Raw genomic sequence first — 16,738 nt, 5'->3', positions numbered from 1 at the left:
CTCCAGGGAGTGCACGTCATTCTGACATTTAGTCTACCTGATACTGCGATCAGTTTCAATTTATTCTCTGTTCTCCAATAAATAATAAGCTGAAAATTACTTCTTATTCTAAAACCTAGGACTGCGAGAAAGTTTAGGAACTCCATGGGGCAAAACCCATTTCTTTTCCCCTTACCTAATCTTTTAATAATATATTTAGCGTGGTCTAACTTTTGAAGATTTTTCACTTTTAAACGTGGCAGTATATTTTTTAAAAAAAATCGAAAATATCTGGAAGATTTTAATATCCTTTTCCATTCTATAGAGTATCCTAGATGTATAAGGGCTTCCAAAAGGAGCAGAGAGATTCAGAGCCGAGGCGTGAGATTGGTGTCCTTGACCTCATATTCATAAGCCTAGGGGGGCAGTCTCCGTTTCTTAGCGTATTAACTTACGGGGTTGCAGCATACGACGTGGTAGGGAGAGGTGCGGCCCTAGCGGTAATTCTAGGTACAGTCTTGGTATTGGTCAATGGTATGGTTGTTTATATTCTTTCTAATAAATTTACGAAAGCGGGAGGATACTACACTTATGCCTATTACACTTTGACAAAAAGACTGGGATTTGAGACCGGGTGGTTATATCTTTTATATTCCTCTCTCTATGGGTCAGCCTATGTCTTTGGCGCCTCGTTTATTCTGTCTTCCATCCTTCCTGTACCTTCTTATGTTATAGGTTTGATAATCTTAGGAGTCTCCAGTGCTTTCGCTATTCTAGGTATAAGACCCACAGCCAAGTACGCGATAGTGGCGAGCCTAATAGAAATAGGGATGATGACTACACTTGCAGTGCTCTTCATGTCCTCCACTGGCTTCAAATTGTACAACCCAGTTCCTTCAAATCTTTCTCTTTCTTCAATAGCCTTAGCCATTCTTTTTGGCTCAAGCATCCCAACAGGTTACGGTTCTATTACACCTCTATCAGGAGAGGTCAAGAACCCGAAGAAGAGCGTGCCTACAGCCATAGTAACTGTTATACTTCTGGGTGGACTATTGGCTGCCTTCGATATTTACGGAATAACAGACCACATTATATTTTTCCACTTAGCAGCAAATCAATTGAACCTTATTCAGCTGGTTGAGGACAGATTTGGTCTCTTAACTCTAGTGTTCGTCCTATTTGCCGCGGCCAACGATGGTATTCTAGCTACCTTAACGTTCCTTACTGCAACGTCTAGGACCATTTTCGCAATGGCTAGGGGTAAGTTCCTCCCAGAAGCATTGAGTAAGCTTGAGTCAGGGAGGGGGCCCATGAACGCTGTTCTGCTCTCGGTGGGGATATACTTTGCAATATTGTTGGGAGGATTCTTGATTGTAGGTACCAACGCTTTCGTTGCCTTCACCATAGCAGGACTAGTATCATTATTTGCCAATATTTTCGTTCATCTGTCATCAGATTTCTCCTTGATGAAGCTCTCCCTGACGAAGTTTTCCAAGAGGATAAAGTGGTTCGTGTTATCTGTGTTTGCCACATCCTTTTCCGGATACGAACTTTTCCAATCCATAGGTTCGTCTCCCCCTTCAGTAGTGTACTTCTTCATGGGTACTATCATCTTGGGGTTCCTAGCAGCGGAAATAATTGAAATGAGCAAAGAAGAGGAAGAAAAGCATGAGATGAAGGGAGAGGGTAGGGAGGATAAAGCTTCTTTCTAGGGTTTAGGCGGATATTCGACTTGAGGGATCCAGAGAAGTCTTAGGGGTTTGGGTCTCTTAGAATTTCATGTTGTTTGATATCTACCCCCGACCCTTAGGCTTCACGGGAGTCGAGCGGAAGACTCGCTCTCACTCCCCAAGGAGTGACCCCGACCCACCTAGGCGGTGGGGGAACCCGCACACCTTGGACCTTTTATATTGTCTTACCTACCTTTCAGGATACAGGCCCACATCCGGGGCAAGACCCTTTGGCGGTATATAAAGCCCTCAACAACCCAGATCATGTGAACCCAATCGGCTCAGAGAAACTGTTGACCACGGCTCCTGACATTTGATGCCCTAGATCTCCGTGCCTATTCTATCAATAGTCGAATTGATCCTGCCATTGAAAGGATTTAAAGATTCTCCAGGGAGACTTTTACTAAAAATAATTAGTTCTTCATGGTTTTACAGAGCGCGGTTGTTAAATCCGGAAAACAAACTCCATCTAACGGGTATATTACTAACTGGAACAGCTACCTTCACTGCTTGGTCACTTTGTCATGGGCCTTCACTAAACTCTTGAGCATTGCCCTTTGATGAGATGTATCCTTTCCTTTAGTATCCCAATACACTTACCTATTCGAGACTGGTTTCTTCGTGTTGGCGGATTCAGGATCCATACATTTGAAGAGCTATGAAGGATCTAGCCCTCCTTTCCTGGGCAAAGCTACAATATCGGGACTTCCGTCGGTACTCCCCTAGGAACGATAATTTCCTGAGGCCGACCCCCTTCATTATCCTTCTTTTTATGACCCTAGACCTGACCTGACGAGAGGATGTTACAGAAAATTGCATTAATCTAAATTAAAATTGTTCCTCTTCTTGATGATTTATATGGAGAATATTTTTAACTAGTCAACCTTACATGAAAGTATGAATAAGACAATAGTAATTGGTACAATAGGTGTAATTATAGTGGTGATTTCAGTTATAGCCTTTGTAAATACTACTACTCACGTTAGCTCACCAGCTAAGAGCTCAGTTAACCTAGTGTCTTCTCCAAGCGCTAACTTCATTCTAAGCCCCGTCCAGGCCGAAGCTTCTACTGGAGTTCAGGGGTATACGGTAGGTGTATGGGCTGAGCTGAACAACCTCTCTGGTATTGCCCCTATGGGTACTATACCTTCATATTATTTAGATAATTTGAGCCAAAACCTTGGAGTCACCTTTGGTGAAGTTCTAGTACACAACAGCTCTTCCTACGCCGTATCCCTGGTATCCAAGGTTACTTCAGAGAACGTGACCAACTACTTTAGGAAACTCGCCCTAATCCTAGTAGCAGGGTACAACTTTAACGTTAACAAGTCCGGGAACCTGGAGTACGTTTACGGAAATATCTCCTCTTACGGGATAGCAACAGGGTACGACGGTAAATACCTAGTTGCAATAGTAGTTAAGGGAGTTAACGATCCAGCGCAGTCTGCCCTGAACTTGTTCATGAACCAGTACCAGGACGCAGTGACGTCCGGAGTAGGCCTCGTCTCTCCCCCATCAATCTTCAGTAGCGTACCCGACATGAAAATAGCCTACTGGTCATACGTAAATTACACCGCGTTACACCAGTTAAACTACACCGATATATTAGGCCTAGGGAACTTTAACGGGTTCGGGATGTACCACTTTAAGAACTTCAATCAATACGGAATGATGGGAGGTCAAGGTCATTACTACGGAAACTTGACTCTGAATGTAAGTACAGGATACTTAGCAGTTTACGCTAACAGTTCATCTCTGCTGACAGTTCAGGTTACGCAGTTCAAGACACAACAAGATGCTCAAAACAAGTACAACCAACTTCTGAGTAACTATGAGATGATCAAGAACATTACTGGGATGAATGCGATTGTAACGCAAGGCAACATAGACGGTGCGCCATACTTCGTTGCGAACCCGTATCCCATAAACAATAACACCCTAGTTCTAGGATCAGTTTCCGGGCAATATCTTGTGCTAGAGCTCAACTACGCAAAGGTTGCAAGCCAATCCTTGTTAACCGGGTACCTTCAAGGTTTGCTAAGTGAATTATAATTTTTTAAGATTTTCTAAATATTTTTAAGTAAATCCCTTGGGGAATTGTTATCTGGCTCAAAGTTAAATATTATGTGTTATTAATCCATGTTGTGAGGCTAAGTTTATTGGTATTTATCTTGGTTATTTTTTCTGCATTTTTCACTCCACCTAGTTACTCCTATGCTCAGTACTTTGGACCTTCACTTCAGGGAACGCCTTTAGGCACGGTGCCAAGTTCGTCTCAAGTGTGCATTTCAGTCCTCATTCCTCCAAAGGACACCAATTACCTTAACCTTCTGGTTCAGGAGATAGGAAACCATCAGGCTAAGCCCTTGAGCAAGGATCAGCTAATATCTGATTTTGGGAACGTTCAACAGGAACTGGAGGTGGTGAACTACTTAGAGAGTGACGGTTTTTCCGTGGTCTATAAGAGTCCCTTCCTAGTTGTTGGAGTTGCAAGCGCCTCCACTGTAGAGAGTGTCTTTAAGACAAATCTAGAGCTATACAAGTATCAAGGTGAAGTCTACTATAGACCGATCTCTACTCCCTATATTCCCCACGACTTGGCCAATTCCCTAGTAATGGGATTAACAAACTTCACATTAATTAAACCTCAACTGATACCTCTAGGTAACCTCACATCAACGGGGCTCGTGGGTAGCAGCTTTCCGAACTACTTTGGTTTCCAATTTTCTGCGCTGTATTACAGCGGAAAGGAAATTCAGCAAGCCTACAACGTGACCCCTGGTGGTAGAAACGTGACGGTAGCTGTGATTGACGCCTACGGGGACCCGGAGCTCTATCAGGATTTAAAGGCGTTCGACTCCCAGAACGGACTGCCACCAATAAATCTGACTATACTTCCTTTAGGTCCCTATCACCCTATCTTTGGGATATTTTCAGGGTGGGACGTGGAGACAGCCCTTGACGTCGAGGCTGTGCACAGCGTAGCTCCGTACGCCCATGTCTTGGCGGTGATAGCCTCGAGCCCCAGCTTGCTTTTCCAGGCAGTTGACCTGGTTGTGTCGGAGGATCTAGCAAACGTCGTGTCAATGAGTTGGGGTCTACCTGAAAACCTGATAGGGTCGTCTGGGTATTACGCTTATTTCCAGGGAAGCTCTACGCCAAACTATCCCTACCTGGATTACTACTTTGAGCTGGGCACAGCTGAGGGCATTTCGTTCTTCGCCTCTTCAGGAGATCAAGGGGCCTTCGGAGGCACAACTACTAGCTACGGAGGGGTCTCTTTCCCAGCCTCTTCTCCCTTTGTTACTGCAGTAGGAGGAACGTCTCTATACCTAAACGTGAGATCGGGGTACGTTCAGGATAGGAACGCTACGGTGAGCTACCAGTACGAGACGGCCTGGAGCGTATTGCCTCAATACTTTGAACCTGGACCTTCAACTGTGTCCTCAGGGGGTGGAGTTAGCACGCTATTCCCAGCCCCATGGTATCAGTTGAAGTACCTCAACGCCTCAGCTAGGGAGGTACCTGATGTAAGTGCTGACGCTAATCCCTACACAGGTATGGTAGTCACAGTGGAGGGGGCCCAGGAAGTGATAGGAGGTACAAGCTTGGCATCCCCCATATGGGCTGGAATAGCTGCAGATATGGATTCCTCTCTAAACTCCTCGTTGGGTTTGATCAACCCAATCCTTTATTGGATATATTCCAACTCCTCACTGTACCATGAAGCCTTCCATTCAATCACGGTAGGGTTCAACGGTGTGTATAACTCAAAAATGGGTTACAACATGGTCACGGGGTTAGGGTCACCATATTACCCTGGACTTCTAAACGCTGTAAGGGACTACCTGATGCAGAAGGGACTGGAGATATCTGTATCTACTTTCTCTGAAAACACTACTATACCCTGGTACTCCTACAATACCACCGTTGGGATAACTGCGTACATCACTTTCCAGAACGGTACGATAGTAAGGGGAGGTCAGTTTAACGCATACATCTACACCACTCAGGGGTTTTTGGAGAAAGTTCCACTGACTTTCAATGGAACGTTCTGGAAGGGAGATGTTCAAGTACAACAAGGACAACCTGCAAACATCTGGTCAATAATCGTAAACGGCTCTTCCCAAAACCTTAATGGGATAGGTCAGACTGATATAGATGTGGGGGGTTCTGTTGTTATCTCTCAGCCTACCCCCTATCCCATATCCCTTCCTTATCCGAGCAACGAACCAATCCCAATCCAGGCTCAGGTTACGTATCCAAACGGTACTCCATTGGTTAACTCCAGCGTTAACGCTTACCTTATCAAGGACGGTAAGGTTTTACTTAGCGTTAAGTTGCTACCAGTTGGACAGGGTATTTACTCTGGTCAGTTCACGGTCTTGCCGAACATGCCTCAAGGAACCTACTTACTACTGGTAAACTCAACCTTGGGATCAACTTACTCCTACGTTTACGTTGGTAACTTAATTTACGGTGCTGTATATACCCCTGTAATAGATGGATACCCCGGAGCCTCTCCAGGAGAGAACGTTACTTTCTTTGCTGAGGTGTTTACAAGCTTTGGACTAGGTCTTTTCACCACTAACGTCACGGCATTAGTTTACCATAATACCACACTTGTGGCGGAGGTTCCCATGGTCTCCGCACCTGAGGTTACTCAGTTTGGCGTCTTCAGCCTATTCGGCCTCAAGGAAGCTAACTTCACCATTCCAGGTAATTTCACCCCAGGAATTTACAAGGTCGTTTTTGAAACTAGGGCAAATACCTCTGTTGGAATTCAAACCGGTAACTTTACCACATGGTTCTACGTAGCTCCTGCGCTAAGTTCCTCAGTTTCGATACCAGGTCCCCTATACCAAGGTGAAAAGGTTCCAATACACGTGAACATCACCTTCAGTAACGGTACCCCAGTAAAATCTGGCACTTTCTCTGCCGTCCTAGTTCCAGCTGGACAGACCTCTAGATCTCTAGTGTACGAGTCTAGTTATGAGGTTCCCCTTCAGTATAACTCCAGTGAAGGCGAGTGGGTCGGATATTACACCGTACCCTCTTTCCAGAACAGTCAGCTTTTAGGGGGGAACGAGCCTGGCGTGATAGCAGGACCGTGGACAGTCATAGTTGCAGGTACCTCCCCTCTAGGTTACACTGAAATGGTCCATCAGGACGTTCAGGTCATGGATCAGACCTATTTAGGCAACATAGTGCTCAATAGGACTCAGCCTTTGGGACAATACGGAGAACCCTATTCCCTCTACCAGGTCTACTCCCCGAATCTAACGGTCGATGGTACATCTCTGAACTTGGTTGGATCCACCGTAGGAGTTCTGAAAGTAGTAGATGGGGAAGTTAACGTTTCCTCCTCTTCCATAGGCGAGATAGTAGCTGTTAACTCCACAGTAACGTTAGTTAACACATTGGTAGTAGGGAGTCCTGTGGGCATTACCTCAACGGATTCGAACCTTACCTTTGTATCCTCCACCTTAGAGTCCTCACCTTATGCCTTCAACGTATCCGGCGGGAACGTTATACTGCAAGGCTCACCCGTCCTATCTCCCTCGTTGTCCGTGGCCCAGCCACCTAGAGTGACCCCTGCTATCCTCAACGTCACATCCGGGTTCTCCGTAGTCAACGTCACGGTGAGCCCATACCTCACACCGATCTCGTTATACATGGATGGAGTCCCCCAGAACTTCACCTACTCTAGACTGAACGGCTCCCTTATAATTCACGTGCCGGTTAAGGCCTCTTCCTTACCTTCAGGGTTGTATATTTATACCTTACAGTTAAAGAACGGGTTAAAGTATAACGTAACCTTTGAGGTTAACAACCTTTATCACGACGTCGTTTTCTCCCAAGACATCGCTGTCCTAGAGGTGGTGTTAGGGGTTTTGGTTGTAGTGGTGGTTATATTGTTTATCCTCTTATTAAGGAGGGGAAAAAGATGAGGCTAGACCCCACGTTTAGGAAAGCGTTGGTCGTAGCGTTTTCTATCGTCCTAATGGGGACGCTGGGTGCACTGCCCCAAGCCGTGGGTTCAACCTCTGACCAAGCCGTAAGTCACTATATTCCGTACAACTTGACAGTCGGGAGCTCAACACTTAAGTCCTTGGGAGTCGACCCCAGCTTCTATTCGTTTAGTGCGCTATCGTACCTTACCCCGAACGTCACCCCAGTCAAAATTATCGTTGGGGAGAACCTGGTCTTTAACGACACAGCGTGGAAGCCATACTACATCAAGGTCGACGTACCCAGAGGGAACTACAGCCTTATCCTCATGAACGTATCAGTCAAGGAAGTTAACGGTACCCAGTTCGATAGACCCCTCTATGTGTTTGTTGATGGCGTACCGGTTTTCTGGGGATCAACACAAGAGATAGAGAACTCAACAGCTGCTGTAGACCTGACAACCTTTGAGAACCTGTTAGAGGGAAACGTAACCTTCGAACCTGTTCTGGTTAACTTCTACAGTGCAAAGGATAACGTAACTGGGGTATATCTAATGAACGTTACTCTCACCTTGTATCCAGGGGCTGAGCCTCCAGGGCTACCAAACGGGTTCATCCCACTCTTCGTCAACGGAACTTTCAACTACAACTACTCTTACGTGATATTAACTCCCACCATGGACTCTATAACTACCCACTTTACTGTCCCCAAGGGGACATACAGGATGACGGCCCTCCTCTATGAGGAAGGAGGTGGCTTGGACGAGTTTTGGTACTCCAATGAGCCAGCGACTAGGGACATCCTGCTCTACTACAATGGTCTCCTAGGTTCAGTCATACCACCCTATGAGACAATATACACTGGAGGGATAGATCTCTTCTGGTGGAAGCCCCTTACCAGCATAAACACCCTAGCATTCCATACACCCTACCAAGTGGACTTAACGCCCTTCCTAGCTCTAGGTAACCATGCCAACGTCACTGTGACCATGTCCAATTTGAAGACTGCAGAGCAAATAAACCACAGTCCGGCCTTCGATTGGGATCTATCTGGAGTTATTCTACTCTGGGTAAACCAGTCAAATGTCTTGCTCGGAGGTCAACTTAACGTAGCTTATTCAAGGTTTGTAGACTCAACACCACTATTTGCCGGAGGTTTCTCGGGCGTGCATTATCAAGAGGGAGGAAACTATCTCTTGGAATACTCCTCAACTCTTCACTTCTCTGACGGGATAGAGGTGGCGACAGTGGTCCAGAGCGGGAGATTCTCTTCCTACCAGAGCTTCAACTCCATATACGAGCTTGCGTATCTCGACGAGAGCTTCCATGAGGTCTCCACAGAGAGCGGGGTTTACAACTCATCCATGACAGTTCAGGGCAACTTCCCTATCACGCTTCAGTTGTCAGCTTTCCTAACGCCAATTTCCTCACCCTCTGTTATACCGTTCAATCTGTCCTACGCCCAAAACGGTACCTTGAGCCTAGGTGTTGACTACGCGTATAATTTCACGTTTAACGGCTTTAGGACTTCACAGACCGTAAACGAGAATGCGTCAGCGGAGGGAGGGTTCTCCGGTGTAATTGAGGTCATCAATAGCTACGGAGGGGCTATCCTTGTCAAGCTAACATCCAACAACGCTGTGACGCAGAAGGATCTGAACTTTCTCTTCCTCTCAGGACAACTTAGTAGCCTTAAGGGGTTCCACGAGTCCTTTTACGCTGAGGCTGTCCAGAACAGTACAGTAAACACCACTGGGTACTACGTAAAGTTGCAGGTGAGGTTGTCGCCAATAAACTCGACAAATAGCGGAGGGCAAACGGAGTCTACAATTTATCAGAGTTCAGTTCGTCAAGGTAATCTTCAGGAATCTCGCTATCGTCTGGCCCTATATCCTCCTCTTTACCCTCTGAGCTATCTTCAAATTCACGTTCGGTCCTTCCCCTTTTAGAACCAGCTTTAGAGGACTCATAGCTTTTTCTGGTTTTTTCCTCAGCTTCCATGTACTCCTTTGCCGACTCGTTTAAAATGTAGCTCAGCCTCTGATGCAACAGGGCTGCCTCAGCAGTGCTTAACTGGAATCCAACCCTCTTGGCTCCATCGTCTATAACTAGAAGTAGCTTCCCTTCCTGGGCGAACCCCTTATCGTTCACTATAGGTGAGTCAACGAGGAGTTCCAGTACTTTTGGTTTTCCTTCCTTGGTGAACCTAGGAATCCTTAAAACTCTTCTCATTATTAATTTTAATAGCCCATTTCCTTTATATCATTTTGGGATGACAACTTGCCCGGCTGACAGGTGACGATGAGGGTTTTACTGAAGTTGCCTCCGTGGAGTAGGTTAAAGTTTAGGGCTCTAACTCCCTCCTGTACTCCTTACTTAACTTGTCCGCTTCCCTTAAGAGTTCGGGGTACCCTGATCTACTGAACTGGACTACGTCCTCTAACGTAACTAGGTTACCTGGACTGAAGTAGTACTTCCCCTGTTTCACCCCTACCCTTTCCCCTTGAATAACTAGATATTTCACACCGTTCTCCTCTACTATATCTCCCACCAACCTGGATTTTGCTATACCTATAGTGGGAACTTCGAGTAGCACTCCCAGGACTGTTGCTATTCCACTCCTCCTAGGGTGAGCTATACCATGCCCGTCAACCAGAAGTAATTCTGGATGTGTTCCTTCCAACGCCTTTAACATTATAGGAGCTTCCCTTATGAAAAGTAGACCAGGTATATAGGGGAACGACACTTTTCCTGTGACCTTATGTACCTCCTTTTCATCACCGTCACAGACAGCTACAGCAATTCCCGTGTTCCCTTTGTAAGCTACGTCCACAGCGCACACTCTTTTCACATTGCCTAACCTTTGAAACTTGACTTGCTTCGCTACAAGTCTCTGAAGAAGGATCAGAAAGTCGTATAGGAAGTCTTGTTTTTCCATAAGGTTCAACTTCTTATGCTTTATTCAAGTTATTTGGCTTCTGACACGAACTAGTGTAGAACAGACTCATCCTGAGGAAACGGGGTATAGGGTTCCGTTGGTTCCCTTGTGCTAGAACTCGTTTTCTCTCGTGAACGGGTTATACGTCAAGTTTTATGACAAAGAGTAGTCATGATCCCTTCCACCAAACTATGGATCCTCGTGTTCCCCCACGCCCTCTAGCTAGAGTCAGTCCATTCCCTCTGTCTTACTCTTCAAAACTTCAGACCTCCTATTGGCTAGCTCCATTAGAAAGGAGAACTGTTGCATGGTCTGCACGGCTCCAGGCCTGTAGGACCTCACCTCTTCCACTGCATCGTTTAAGCTCAGACCCTCCCTCACCATGAGGTATCCTGCTATCACTGTCCCAGTCCTCCCAATACCTCCGACACAATGAACAAGATTAGACCCACTATCTAACCAGCTCACGATCTCCCGAAACCCCTCAAGGGAAGGGCCGTATCCGTCAGGGATGGGGACATGGAGGTACTTCATGCCGTTATCTGATAATTGAGCATAGTAGTAACCCGCGTTACCCCAGTTCTCCTCTATTTCCCAGTCTTCAGCCAATATCAATACCTTATTGACCCCACTCCTTCTCCACTCCATAATTTCCTCCACGTGAGATGGTAAGTGGGATCCGCCAATTCTACCTTTCCTCACCCAATACGTGATGATGTCACCTCAGTTGATCCGCTGTTCTTCATCTACTTCTTACATACCTCAAGGAAGTTTTTAAGTATCTGTACCCCGTGCTCCGTATGTTTCACCTCAGGGTGAAATTGGACTGTGAACGTGGTGTTGTCCGAGTTCACCATGGACTGAACCCTGGTGGTTTCGCTCCTAGCTAAGACCCTGAAACCGGGAGGAGGTGACTTAACCTCATCATTATGACTCTCCCATGCGTTGAACTCCTTTGGAACTCCATTCAGGATGGTATCGTTATCATCGACCATTATTTTAACTAGACCGAACTCAGGACTTTCAGCCCTCTCAACCAATCCCCCAGAAACGTATGCAATAAGTTGATGACCTAGACAAATCCCCAATTTAGGGACGTGAATTTCCCTCACGTAAAGTGGAGAGTTGCCCATCCTGTGGATCTCCTCCTTTACCGACTGAGGACCACCACTGAATATGAGGCAATCAAAGGACTTTACCTTCTCCACAGGTAGCGACGGGTCTATGGTCTCTATGTTTCCTCCAAGGTACTTTACGTTCTTGAGTATAAGGTGGTTATACTGACCGCCAAAGTAAATGAGTCCTACTCTCACAACTACAGAAAAGCCCTTTGGCTTAAAAACCTTACAAAGATACGTTACTCCCTGTTACCCTTATTTAGTGCCTAACTTCTTTTGAAATATTAAGATTAGACTTTTAAATTAAAACAACGAAAATTCTTAGATGGGAAAACTAAGGTGCAGCGTCTGTGGGGAGATGAACCCTGACGTCCTCACCAACTGTAGAAAGTGCGGGTCTACACTGCCCTCAAGGTTCACCTCCTTGCCGGTGAAGATATGTCCAAAGTGCGCTAGGTCAAACCCGGCTTCCAGAGAGACTTGTCTATATTGCAACGCTAAGCTGGTGTAATTACAAGACGAACTAGGGTCTAGTCCTGACCTTGTAAACGAAAAAGAAAACCCATCCCCTCAGGCCTAGGAGGAAATCTGAACATATTTGGTACAGAAAATCAATCTTTTGAGAATTTTGTATTATTTAAATATATCGCTAGAAACCTCTTCCATTAAACCCCGTTAAAGCTAAACATATGGTTTTGACTACCCTTCTACCCTTTTATAGTTTAATTTTCGCAAATCGCATTTTTTGAAATGTTTAATCATTAAACTTATATATATGATTGATATAATATTAAGTAGATAAACATGTCCGAATCCGCGAAGTTAGACCGTCTCATGAAATTAAAAGGAGCTGTAGCAGCAGGTAAGTATTCTATGGAGGGCAAAGTGGTTGAATACAAGGGCAACATCCCCAAGGATATAGCTGAGATGGTAGCCATGATGGTGGCTGCGAACACGATGATGGGAAAAATGCAGGCTGAAGGTTTCACTAAACTTACGGGAATGAAATGGACCCCGTTCCATGGTTGGGCGGTGGCTGCTGGCGACTACGCCGTATGCGTTATGGGACACTACGGAGTTTTCGTAAAGATGGCTGAGGCCGACTTTAACGATATATTTAAGACGTTAATGGAAGTCGCAAGGTAAACTTTTTTCCTTTTATATCTTATATTTAGACCATGAAGTTTTTCACCTTTAAGAAAGGAGGACTTGAGAGGGTAGGTGTTCTGAAGGACGGTAAGGCCCTGGACCTATATGAAGCGTACAGGAAACTTTACGAAACTGTGGAGTCCCCAGGGTTTCTCCTAGACCTAAAGAAGCTGATTTCCCTAGGGAAGCCAGCCTTGGAGGTTGCCAAGGAGCTGGAAGCGGAGTGGCCTTTGGAGGCCGAACTGGGTGAGATAGACTGGCAACCACCGATAACATCACCGGACAAGGTTCTCTGCCCTGCTGTAAATTACCGAGCTCACGGACAGGAGGTCTCAACGCCCCCACCGTCAAAGCCTTACTTCTTCACCAAGTTCGCTAGCTCCCTAGTGGGCCATGAGAAGCCTGTGGTCAAACATAAAATAGTTAACAAGCTTGATTGGGAAGTTGAGCTAGGGATAGTAATAGGTAAACCCGGAGAGTACATAGACGTTAGGAGAGCCCTAGATTACGTCTTTGGGTTCACGGTGTTGAACGACGTCTCAGCTAGGGACTGGCAATTTCCAGAGGGGTGGCCTAAAGTTCTCAACCCCTACGGTCAAAATTGGGTGTGGGGAAAGGCCATGGACCGCTCCACGCCCGTAGGGCCGGTGGTCGTAACTAAGGATGAGGTCCAGGATCCCAACTCCTTATCCATGTCATTGAAGGTAAACGGATTTGAGGAACAGAGGGGTAATACTAGGGACCTAATATTTAAGGTTGAAGAGCTCGTTAGCTGGGCTTCCATGGGCATAACACTAGTACCTGGAGATATAATTTCCACGGGTACCCCTCCGGGTGTTGGGTACGCAAAGGGAAAATTCCTAAAGGTCGGTGACGTAATGGAGGCGACCGTTGAGGGAGTGGGAACCATAAGGAACAGGGTCGTGGAGGAGTAGGTGTACCTGGGGAAAACTTTTGGATAAGTTCAATTGGCTTCTCCTTTCCAGGGCTACCAGAAGCGTCGGCATTATGTTCGTCACCGTATCCAGTTCTCTTTACCTTTCAGCGTTGGGCCTCCCACCAGCTCTAATAGGTCTAGTGTTCCTTGGAATGACCGCGTACATCGCTGGGTTCAGCTTAGGGCTAGGTATGTTGGGCGATAGGGTCGGGTATAAGAAATCCCTAATCCTAGGGGATCTAATCCCTGCGTTGGGTTTAGCCCTCTTAGTTTCCACTAGGGACCTATTGATAGTAATACCATCAATGATAGTTACAGGTTTAGGGGGTACGGCCGGAGGAGCTAGGGGCGCGTTCTCTCCAGGCCTCACAGCCATAGTTGCTAGGAATTGGAGGGGGGAAGAGGAGAGGGTTGAAAAGATGGGGAAACTCACCTCAGTGGCTGCTCTTTCAGGCATGGGAGGAGGGCTCCTCCTGGCGTTTCACGACTACCTCCCCTTTGGAAACCTGAACGACTATAGGTTTCTGTTTGGAGTGGCCTCCCTGCTCCTCCTGGCGTCTTCGCTCTTCGTGCTCCGAGTTGAGGAAAAGAGGGGTGAGAAAAAGAGCACAAGGTTCATGAAGAGGAGTAGTTTAAACTACATCTCTAAGGTTATAGCTTCCAACGTCCTTTCGGGTGCCGGTATAGGTCTAGCCATACCGTTATTGCCTCTTTGGTTTAGCTTGAGGTTCCACGCCACTCCCTTAGTTATAGGGATTACCTTCTCTTTGGCTTCCGTAAGTACTGCCCTAGGGTCATATCTAGCGACCTTAACTAAGGGAAGTCCGTTAAAACTAGCCTCCATGACGAGGATTATTAACGGAGTTCTCCTGATGGGGATGGCTCTCTCTCCATTCTTAGTTCTAGCCAGCGTACTTTACATTGTTAGAGGGTTGAACGCCGGTCTCGGGATGCCCAATAGAACTGCAGTTAACGTCAGAGGCATCTCCGAGGAGGACTTCGGTACAGCGTCGAGCCTGCAAGGAGTAGCCACGAGGCTTTCCCAGACGAGCTCAGGGTTGAGCGGTTACATAATGGAGTTTGGAGTGGACTTACCCCTTGAAATAGGGGGTTTTGTGCAACTCCTTGGTGGGATAACTTATTTCGCACTTCTAAGGGGAGGACAAGGGGGGAGCAAACCCAGGGAGATGAGACAACAGAGTGATAGCAAGTTATAGGACGGGCTCTAGGAGTCGCTGACTACTTCCCCTCCCTAAGGGGAAAGGTCATTCCTTATTTTCTCACTTTAAACAGTATTTATTTGCCCCTACACCTTGTTTAAGGTATGGATAAGAAATGGGCTGTTAGCTACCTCTATCTATTTTACCTTTTCCTAGCTACTTTACCCCAACTGACGAACTTACCAGGTTTCAATCTGGGACTGCCCATCCTAGTCCTAGTCGCCTTGTACCTAGTACACTCCTACGTTACCCTCCATTGGAGATCAATCAGGTTCTTAATGACTGCGTTTGTCATAGGGTTCCTCTTTGAAGTCATTGGGGTTCATACTGGGTTTCCGTTCGGTAGGTACTATTACACTGGGGGTTTAGGTATGGAGGTCCTGGGCGTCCCAGTCATAATTCCCCTACTGTGGGCTACCCTGGCTTACTTCTCATACCTCCCGTCCCACAACGCTGTCATCTCCTCTTGGCTCATGGTGTTAGTAGACTTGACAGTAGACCCCCTCTTCTCAAGGTTTGACTGGCACTGGTTATCCCCAGGTCAGTACTTTGGGGTCCCCATCACGAACTTCGTTTCTTGGTTTGTAATATCCATGATCATCTACCTGTTATGGAAGCCCGAAAGGAAAACAATTTACGGGATAGGTGACTACGATATCAGAGCGTCTGGGTTTGTATACGGACTAATCCTGGACTTGGCTTTACAGGACTACTTCTCAGGTCTGGTCTACCCAGCTTTGATCTCCACAACTGTCTCAACAGTGACTTTCCTTGTTCTACATGAACTTCATACTGCCTTGAGGAACCCCAAATCTGTCAGCAAACATGAAAATAACTAGCGTGCCTGCGTTCCTGACCTTGTACATAACTCTTAGGACCGTATTGGGATCGAGGTTGTCATCGTAAAGTACCCTACTCACGAAGATCACTTGAGGGATCTCATCATTGGGAGGAGTGAAAGCCACGTCAACCTTCATCTTAAGGAGTCTATACTTCATCTCGTTCAAGAAATCTGCCCTGTCGGGCTTATCCATTTCTCTCAGCCTACTGGCATGATATTGGTGGACTCCAACCGCCATGCCCATAATGTATATCTTGGAGTCGCTCTTTGGCTTAATCAACTCCATCTGCGGACCTCCCTGCTGGGGGGATATGGCAAAGTGCATAAACTCGTTGGGTTGACTAATCTCCTTAACGTTTAAGCCTAAAGACCTGAATATATTCATGATTTCCATCTAAATCACCCATACTTGGTGTCTGTCCTGGTCGTGGTGGACCCGAACCTATCGATAAACCTCATTATAACGTAGGTTCCCCCGTTCCTCACTGCGTAGTAGGTATCAATGAAGTCATTGGGGTCTAGTCCGTCCTCGTACACTACCTTGCTGACGTTAATCAGTTGTGGAATCTCTTGGTTAGCTGGGAGGAACACAACGTCTAGCTCCATTTCAAGCAGGTAATATTTTAGATCGTCTATGAACTGCTTCCTCTCAGGGGTGCTCAGTTTCCTGAGGGAGTCCTGATGCGACTGATGGACAGCAATACCCATCCCCAATATGTAAAATGGGGTGGAGCTTGTAGGCTTGACAACGTCTACGACTGGACCACCTTGAGCTGGGGACGCGCTTACATGAAAGAACTCCCTAGCGCCCTCTGGAGTCCACACCTTCATTCCCAAGTTCTCCAGCCACTCCTTGATCTTTTGTTCCATATTGA

At 46.4% G+C, this 16,738-nt stretch carries 15 protein-coding genes; 9 read left to right on the top strand and 6 right to left on the bottom strand.

The genetic code is table 11. The features are described from left to right. Positions 1-314 precede the first annotated feature (314 nt). Complete coding sequence (locus GWK48_RS00685) at positions 315-1,691, top strand: APC family permease (protein WP_174628683.1); 1,377 nt, start codon at positions 315-317, stop codon at positions 1,689-1,691. A gap of 651 nt (positions 1,692-2,342) precedes the next feature. On the opposite strand, the gene GWK48_RS00680 is transcribed toward GWK48_RS00685, so the two are convergent. Then, positions 2,343-2,528, bottom strand: coding sequence for a hypothetical protein (locus GWK48_RS00680; protein WP_174628681.1), 186 nt, complete (start codon positions 2,526-2,528; stop codon positions 2,343-2,345). Positions 2,529-2,606: 78 nt separating this feature from the next. Here GWK48_RS00680 and GWK48_RS00675 point away from each other — a divergent pair, with 78 nt between their 5' ends. From GWK48_RS00675 to GWK48_RS00665, 3 genes are all read left to right on the top strand, one after another. Further along, entirely contained in the window at positions 2,607-3,761 is a 1,155-nt protein-coding gene (locus GWK48_RS00675; RefSeq protein ID WP_174628679.1) for a hypothetical protein, read from the top strand. 92 nt (positions 3,762-3,853) lie between these two features. Further along, positions 3,854-7,660, top strand: a complete 3,807-nt coding sequence (locus GWK48_RS00670) for a S53 family peptidase (RefSeq protein ID WP_174628677.1) — start codon at positions 3,854-3,856, stop codon at positions 7,658-7,660. Continuing rightward, positions 7,657-9,609 carry a peptide-N4-asparagine amidase gene (locus tag GWK48_RS00665; protein WP_246263850.1) on the top strand — a complete coding sequence of 651 codons (1,953 nt, stop codon included), beginning with the start codon at positions 7,657-7,659 and terminating at the stop codon, positions 9,607-9,609. The genes GWK48_RS00670 and GWK48_RS00665 overlap by 4 nt, the downstream gene beginning before the upstream one ends. 395 nt (positions 9,610-10,004) lie before the next feature. On the opposite strand, the gene GWK48_RS00655 is transcribed toward GWK48_RS00665, so the two are convergent. The 3 genes from GWK48_RS00655 to GWK48_RS00645 form a co-directional block, all read right to left on the bottom strand. Further along, positions 10,005-10,598 (bottom strand): endonuclease V, encoded by a 594-nt coding sequence (locus GWK48_RS00655; RefSeq protein ID WP_174628675.1) that lies wholly within the window; start codon positions 10,596-10,598, stop codon positions 10,005-10,007. A 228-nt stretch (positions 10,599-10,826) separates the two neighbouring features. Further along, complete coding sequence (locus GWK48_RS00650) at positions 10,827-11,312, bottom strand: protein-tyrosine phosphatase family protein (RefSeq protein ID WP_425487505.1); 486 nt, start codon at positions 11,310-11,312, stop codon at positions 10,827-10,829. Positions 11,313-11,344: 32 nt separating this feature from the next. Next, complete coding sequence (locus GWK48_RS00645) at positions 11,345-11,911, bottom strand: GMP synthase subunit A (RefSeq protein ID WP_174628671.1); 567 nt, start codon at positions 11,909-11,911, stop codon at positions 11,345-11,347. A gap of 130 nt (positions 11,912-12,041) precedes the next feature. Between GWK48_RS00645 and GWK48_RS00640 the strand changes: the two genes are divergently transcribed. The 5 genes from GWK48_RS00640 (at position 12,042) to GWK48_RS00620 (ending at position 15,861) form a co-directional block, all read left to right on the top strand. Beyond that, the gene (locus GWK48_RS00640) at positions 12,042-12,227 is read left to right on the top strand and encodes a double zinc ribbon domain-containing protein (protein WP_174628669.1); all 186 of its coding nucleotides are present in this window, start codon (positions 12,042-12,044) and stop codon (positions 12,225-12,227) included. A 293-nt stretch (positions 12,228-12,520) separates the two neighbouring features. After that, positions 12,521-12,862, top strand: coding sequence for a DUF2173 family protein (locus tag GWK48_RS00635; RefSeq protein WP_174628667.1), 342 nt, complete (start codon positions 12,521-12,523; stop codon positions 12,860-12,862). A 32-nt stretch (positions 12,863-12,894) separates the two neighbouring features. Then, positions 12,895-13,800, top strand: a complete 906-nt coding sequence (locus GWK48_RS00630; RefSeq protein WP_174628665.1) for a fumarylacetoacetate hydrolase family protein — start codon at positions 12,895-12,897, stop codon at positions 13,798-13,800. A gap of 19 nt (positions 13,801-13,819) precedes the next feature. Beyond that, positions 13,820-15,019, top strand: a complete 1,200-nt coding sequence (locus tag GWK48_RS00625) for an MFS transporter (protein WP_246263849.1) — start codon at positions 13,820-13,822, stop codon at positions 15,017-15,019. A gap of 107 nt (positions 15,020-15,126) precedes the next feature. Next, positions 15,127-15,861: a carotenoid biosynthesis protein gene (locus GWK48_RS00620; RefSeq protein ID WP_174628663.1), complete on the top strand. Its 735-nt coding sequence runs from the start codon at positions 15,127-15,129 to the stop codon at positions 15,859-15,861. Here GWK48_RS00620 and GWK48_RS00615 read toward each other — a convergent pair. Together GWK48_RS00615 and GWK48_RS00610 are read right to left on the bottom strand one after the other, a co-directional pair. Further along, positions 15,799-16,257 carry a DUF2299 domain-containing protein gene (locus tag GWK48_RS00615; protein ID WP_174628662.1) on the bottom strand — a complete coding sequence of 153 codons (459 nt, stop codon included), beginning with the start codon at positions 16,255-16,257 and terminating at the stop codon, positions 15,799-15,801. The two genes, GWK48_RS00620 and GWK48_RS00615, sit on opposite strands and share 63 nt — an antisense overlap. A 5-nt stretch (positions 16,258-16,262) precedes the next feature. After that, positions 16,263-16,733, bottom strand: coding sequence for a DUF2299 domain-containing protein (locus GWK48_RS00610; protein WP_174628660.1), 471 nt, complete (start codon positions 16,731-16,733; stop codon positions 16,263-16,265). Between the last annotated feature and the right edge of the window lie 5 nt (positions 16,734-16,738).

This window comes from Metallosphaera tengchongensis (assembly GCF_013343295.1).
Lineage (GTDB): Archaea > Thermoproteota > Thermoprotei_A > Sulfolobales > Sulfolobaceae > Metallosphaera > Metallosphaera tengchongensis.
The sequence above is the reverse complement of the archived record's forward strand: the minus strand, read 5'-3'. Positions and strand labels throughout refer to the sequence as shown.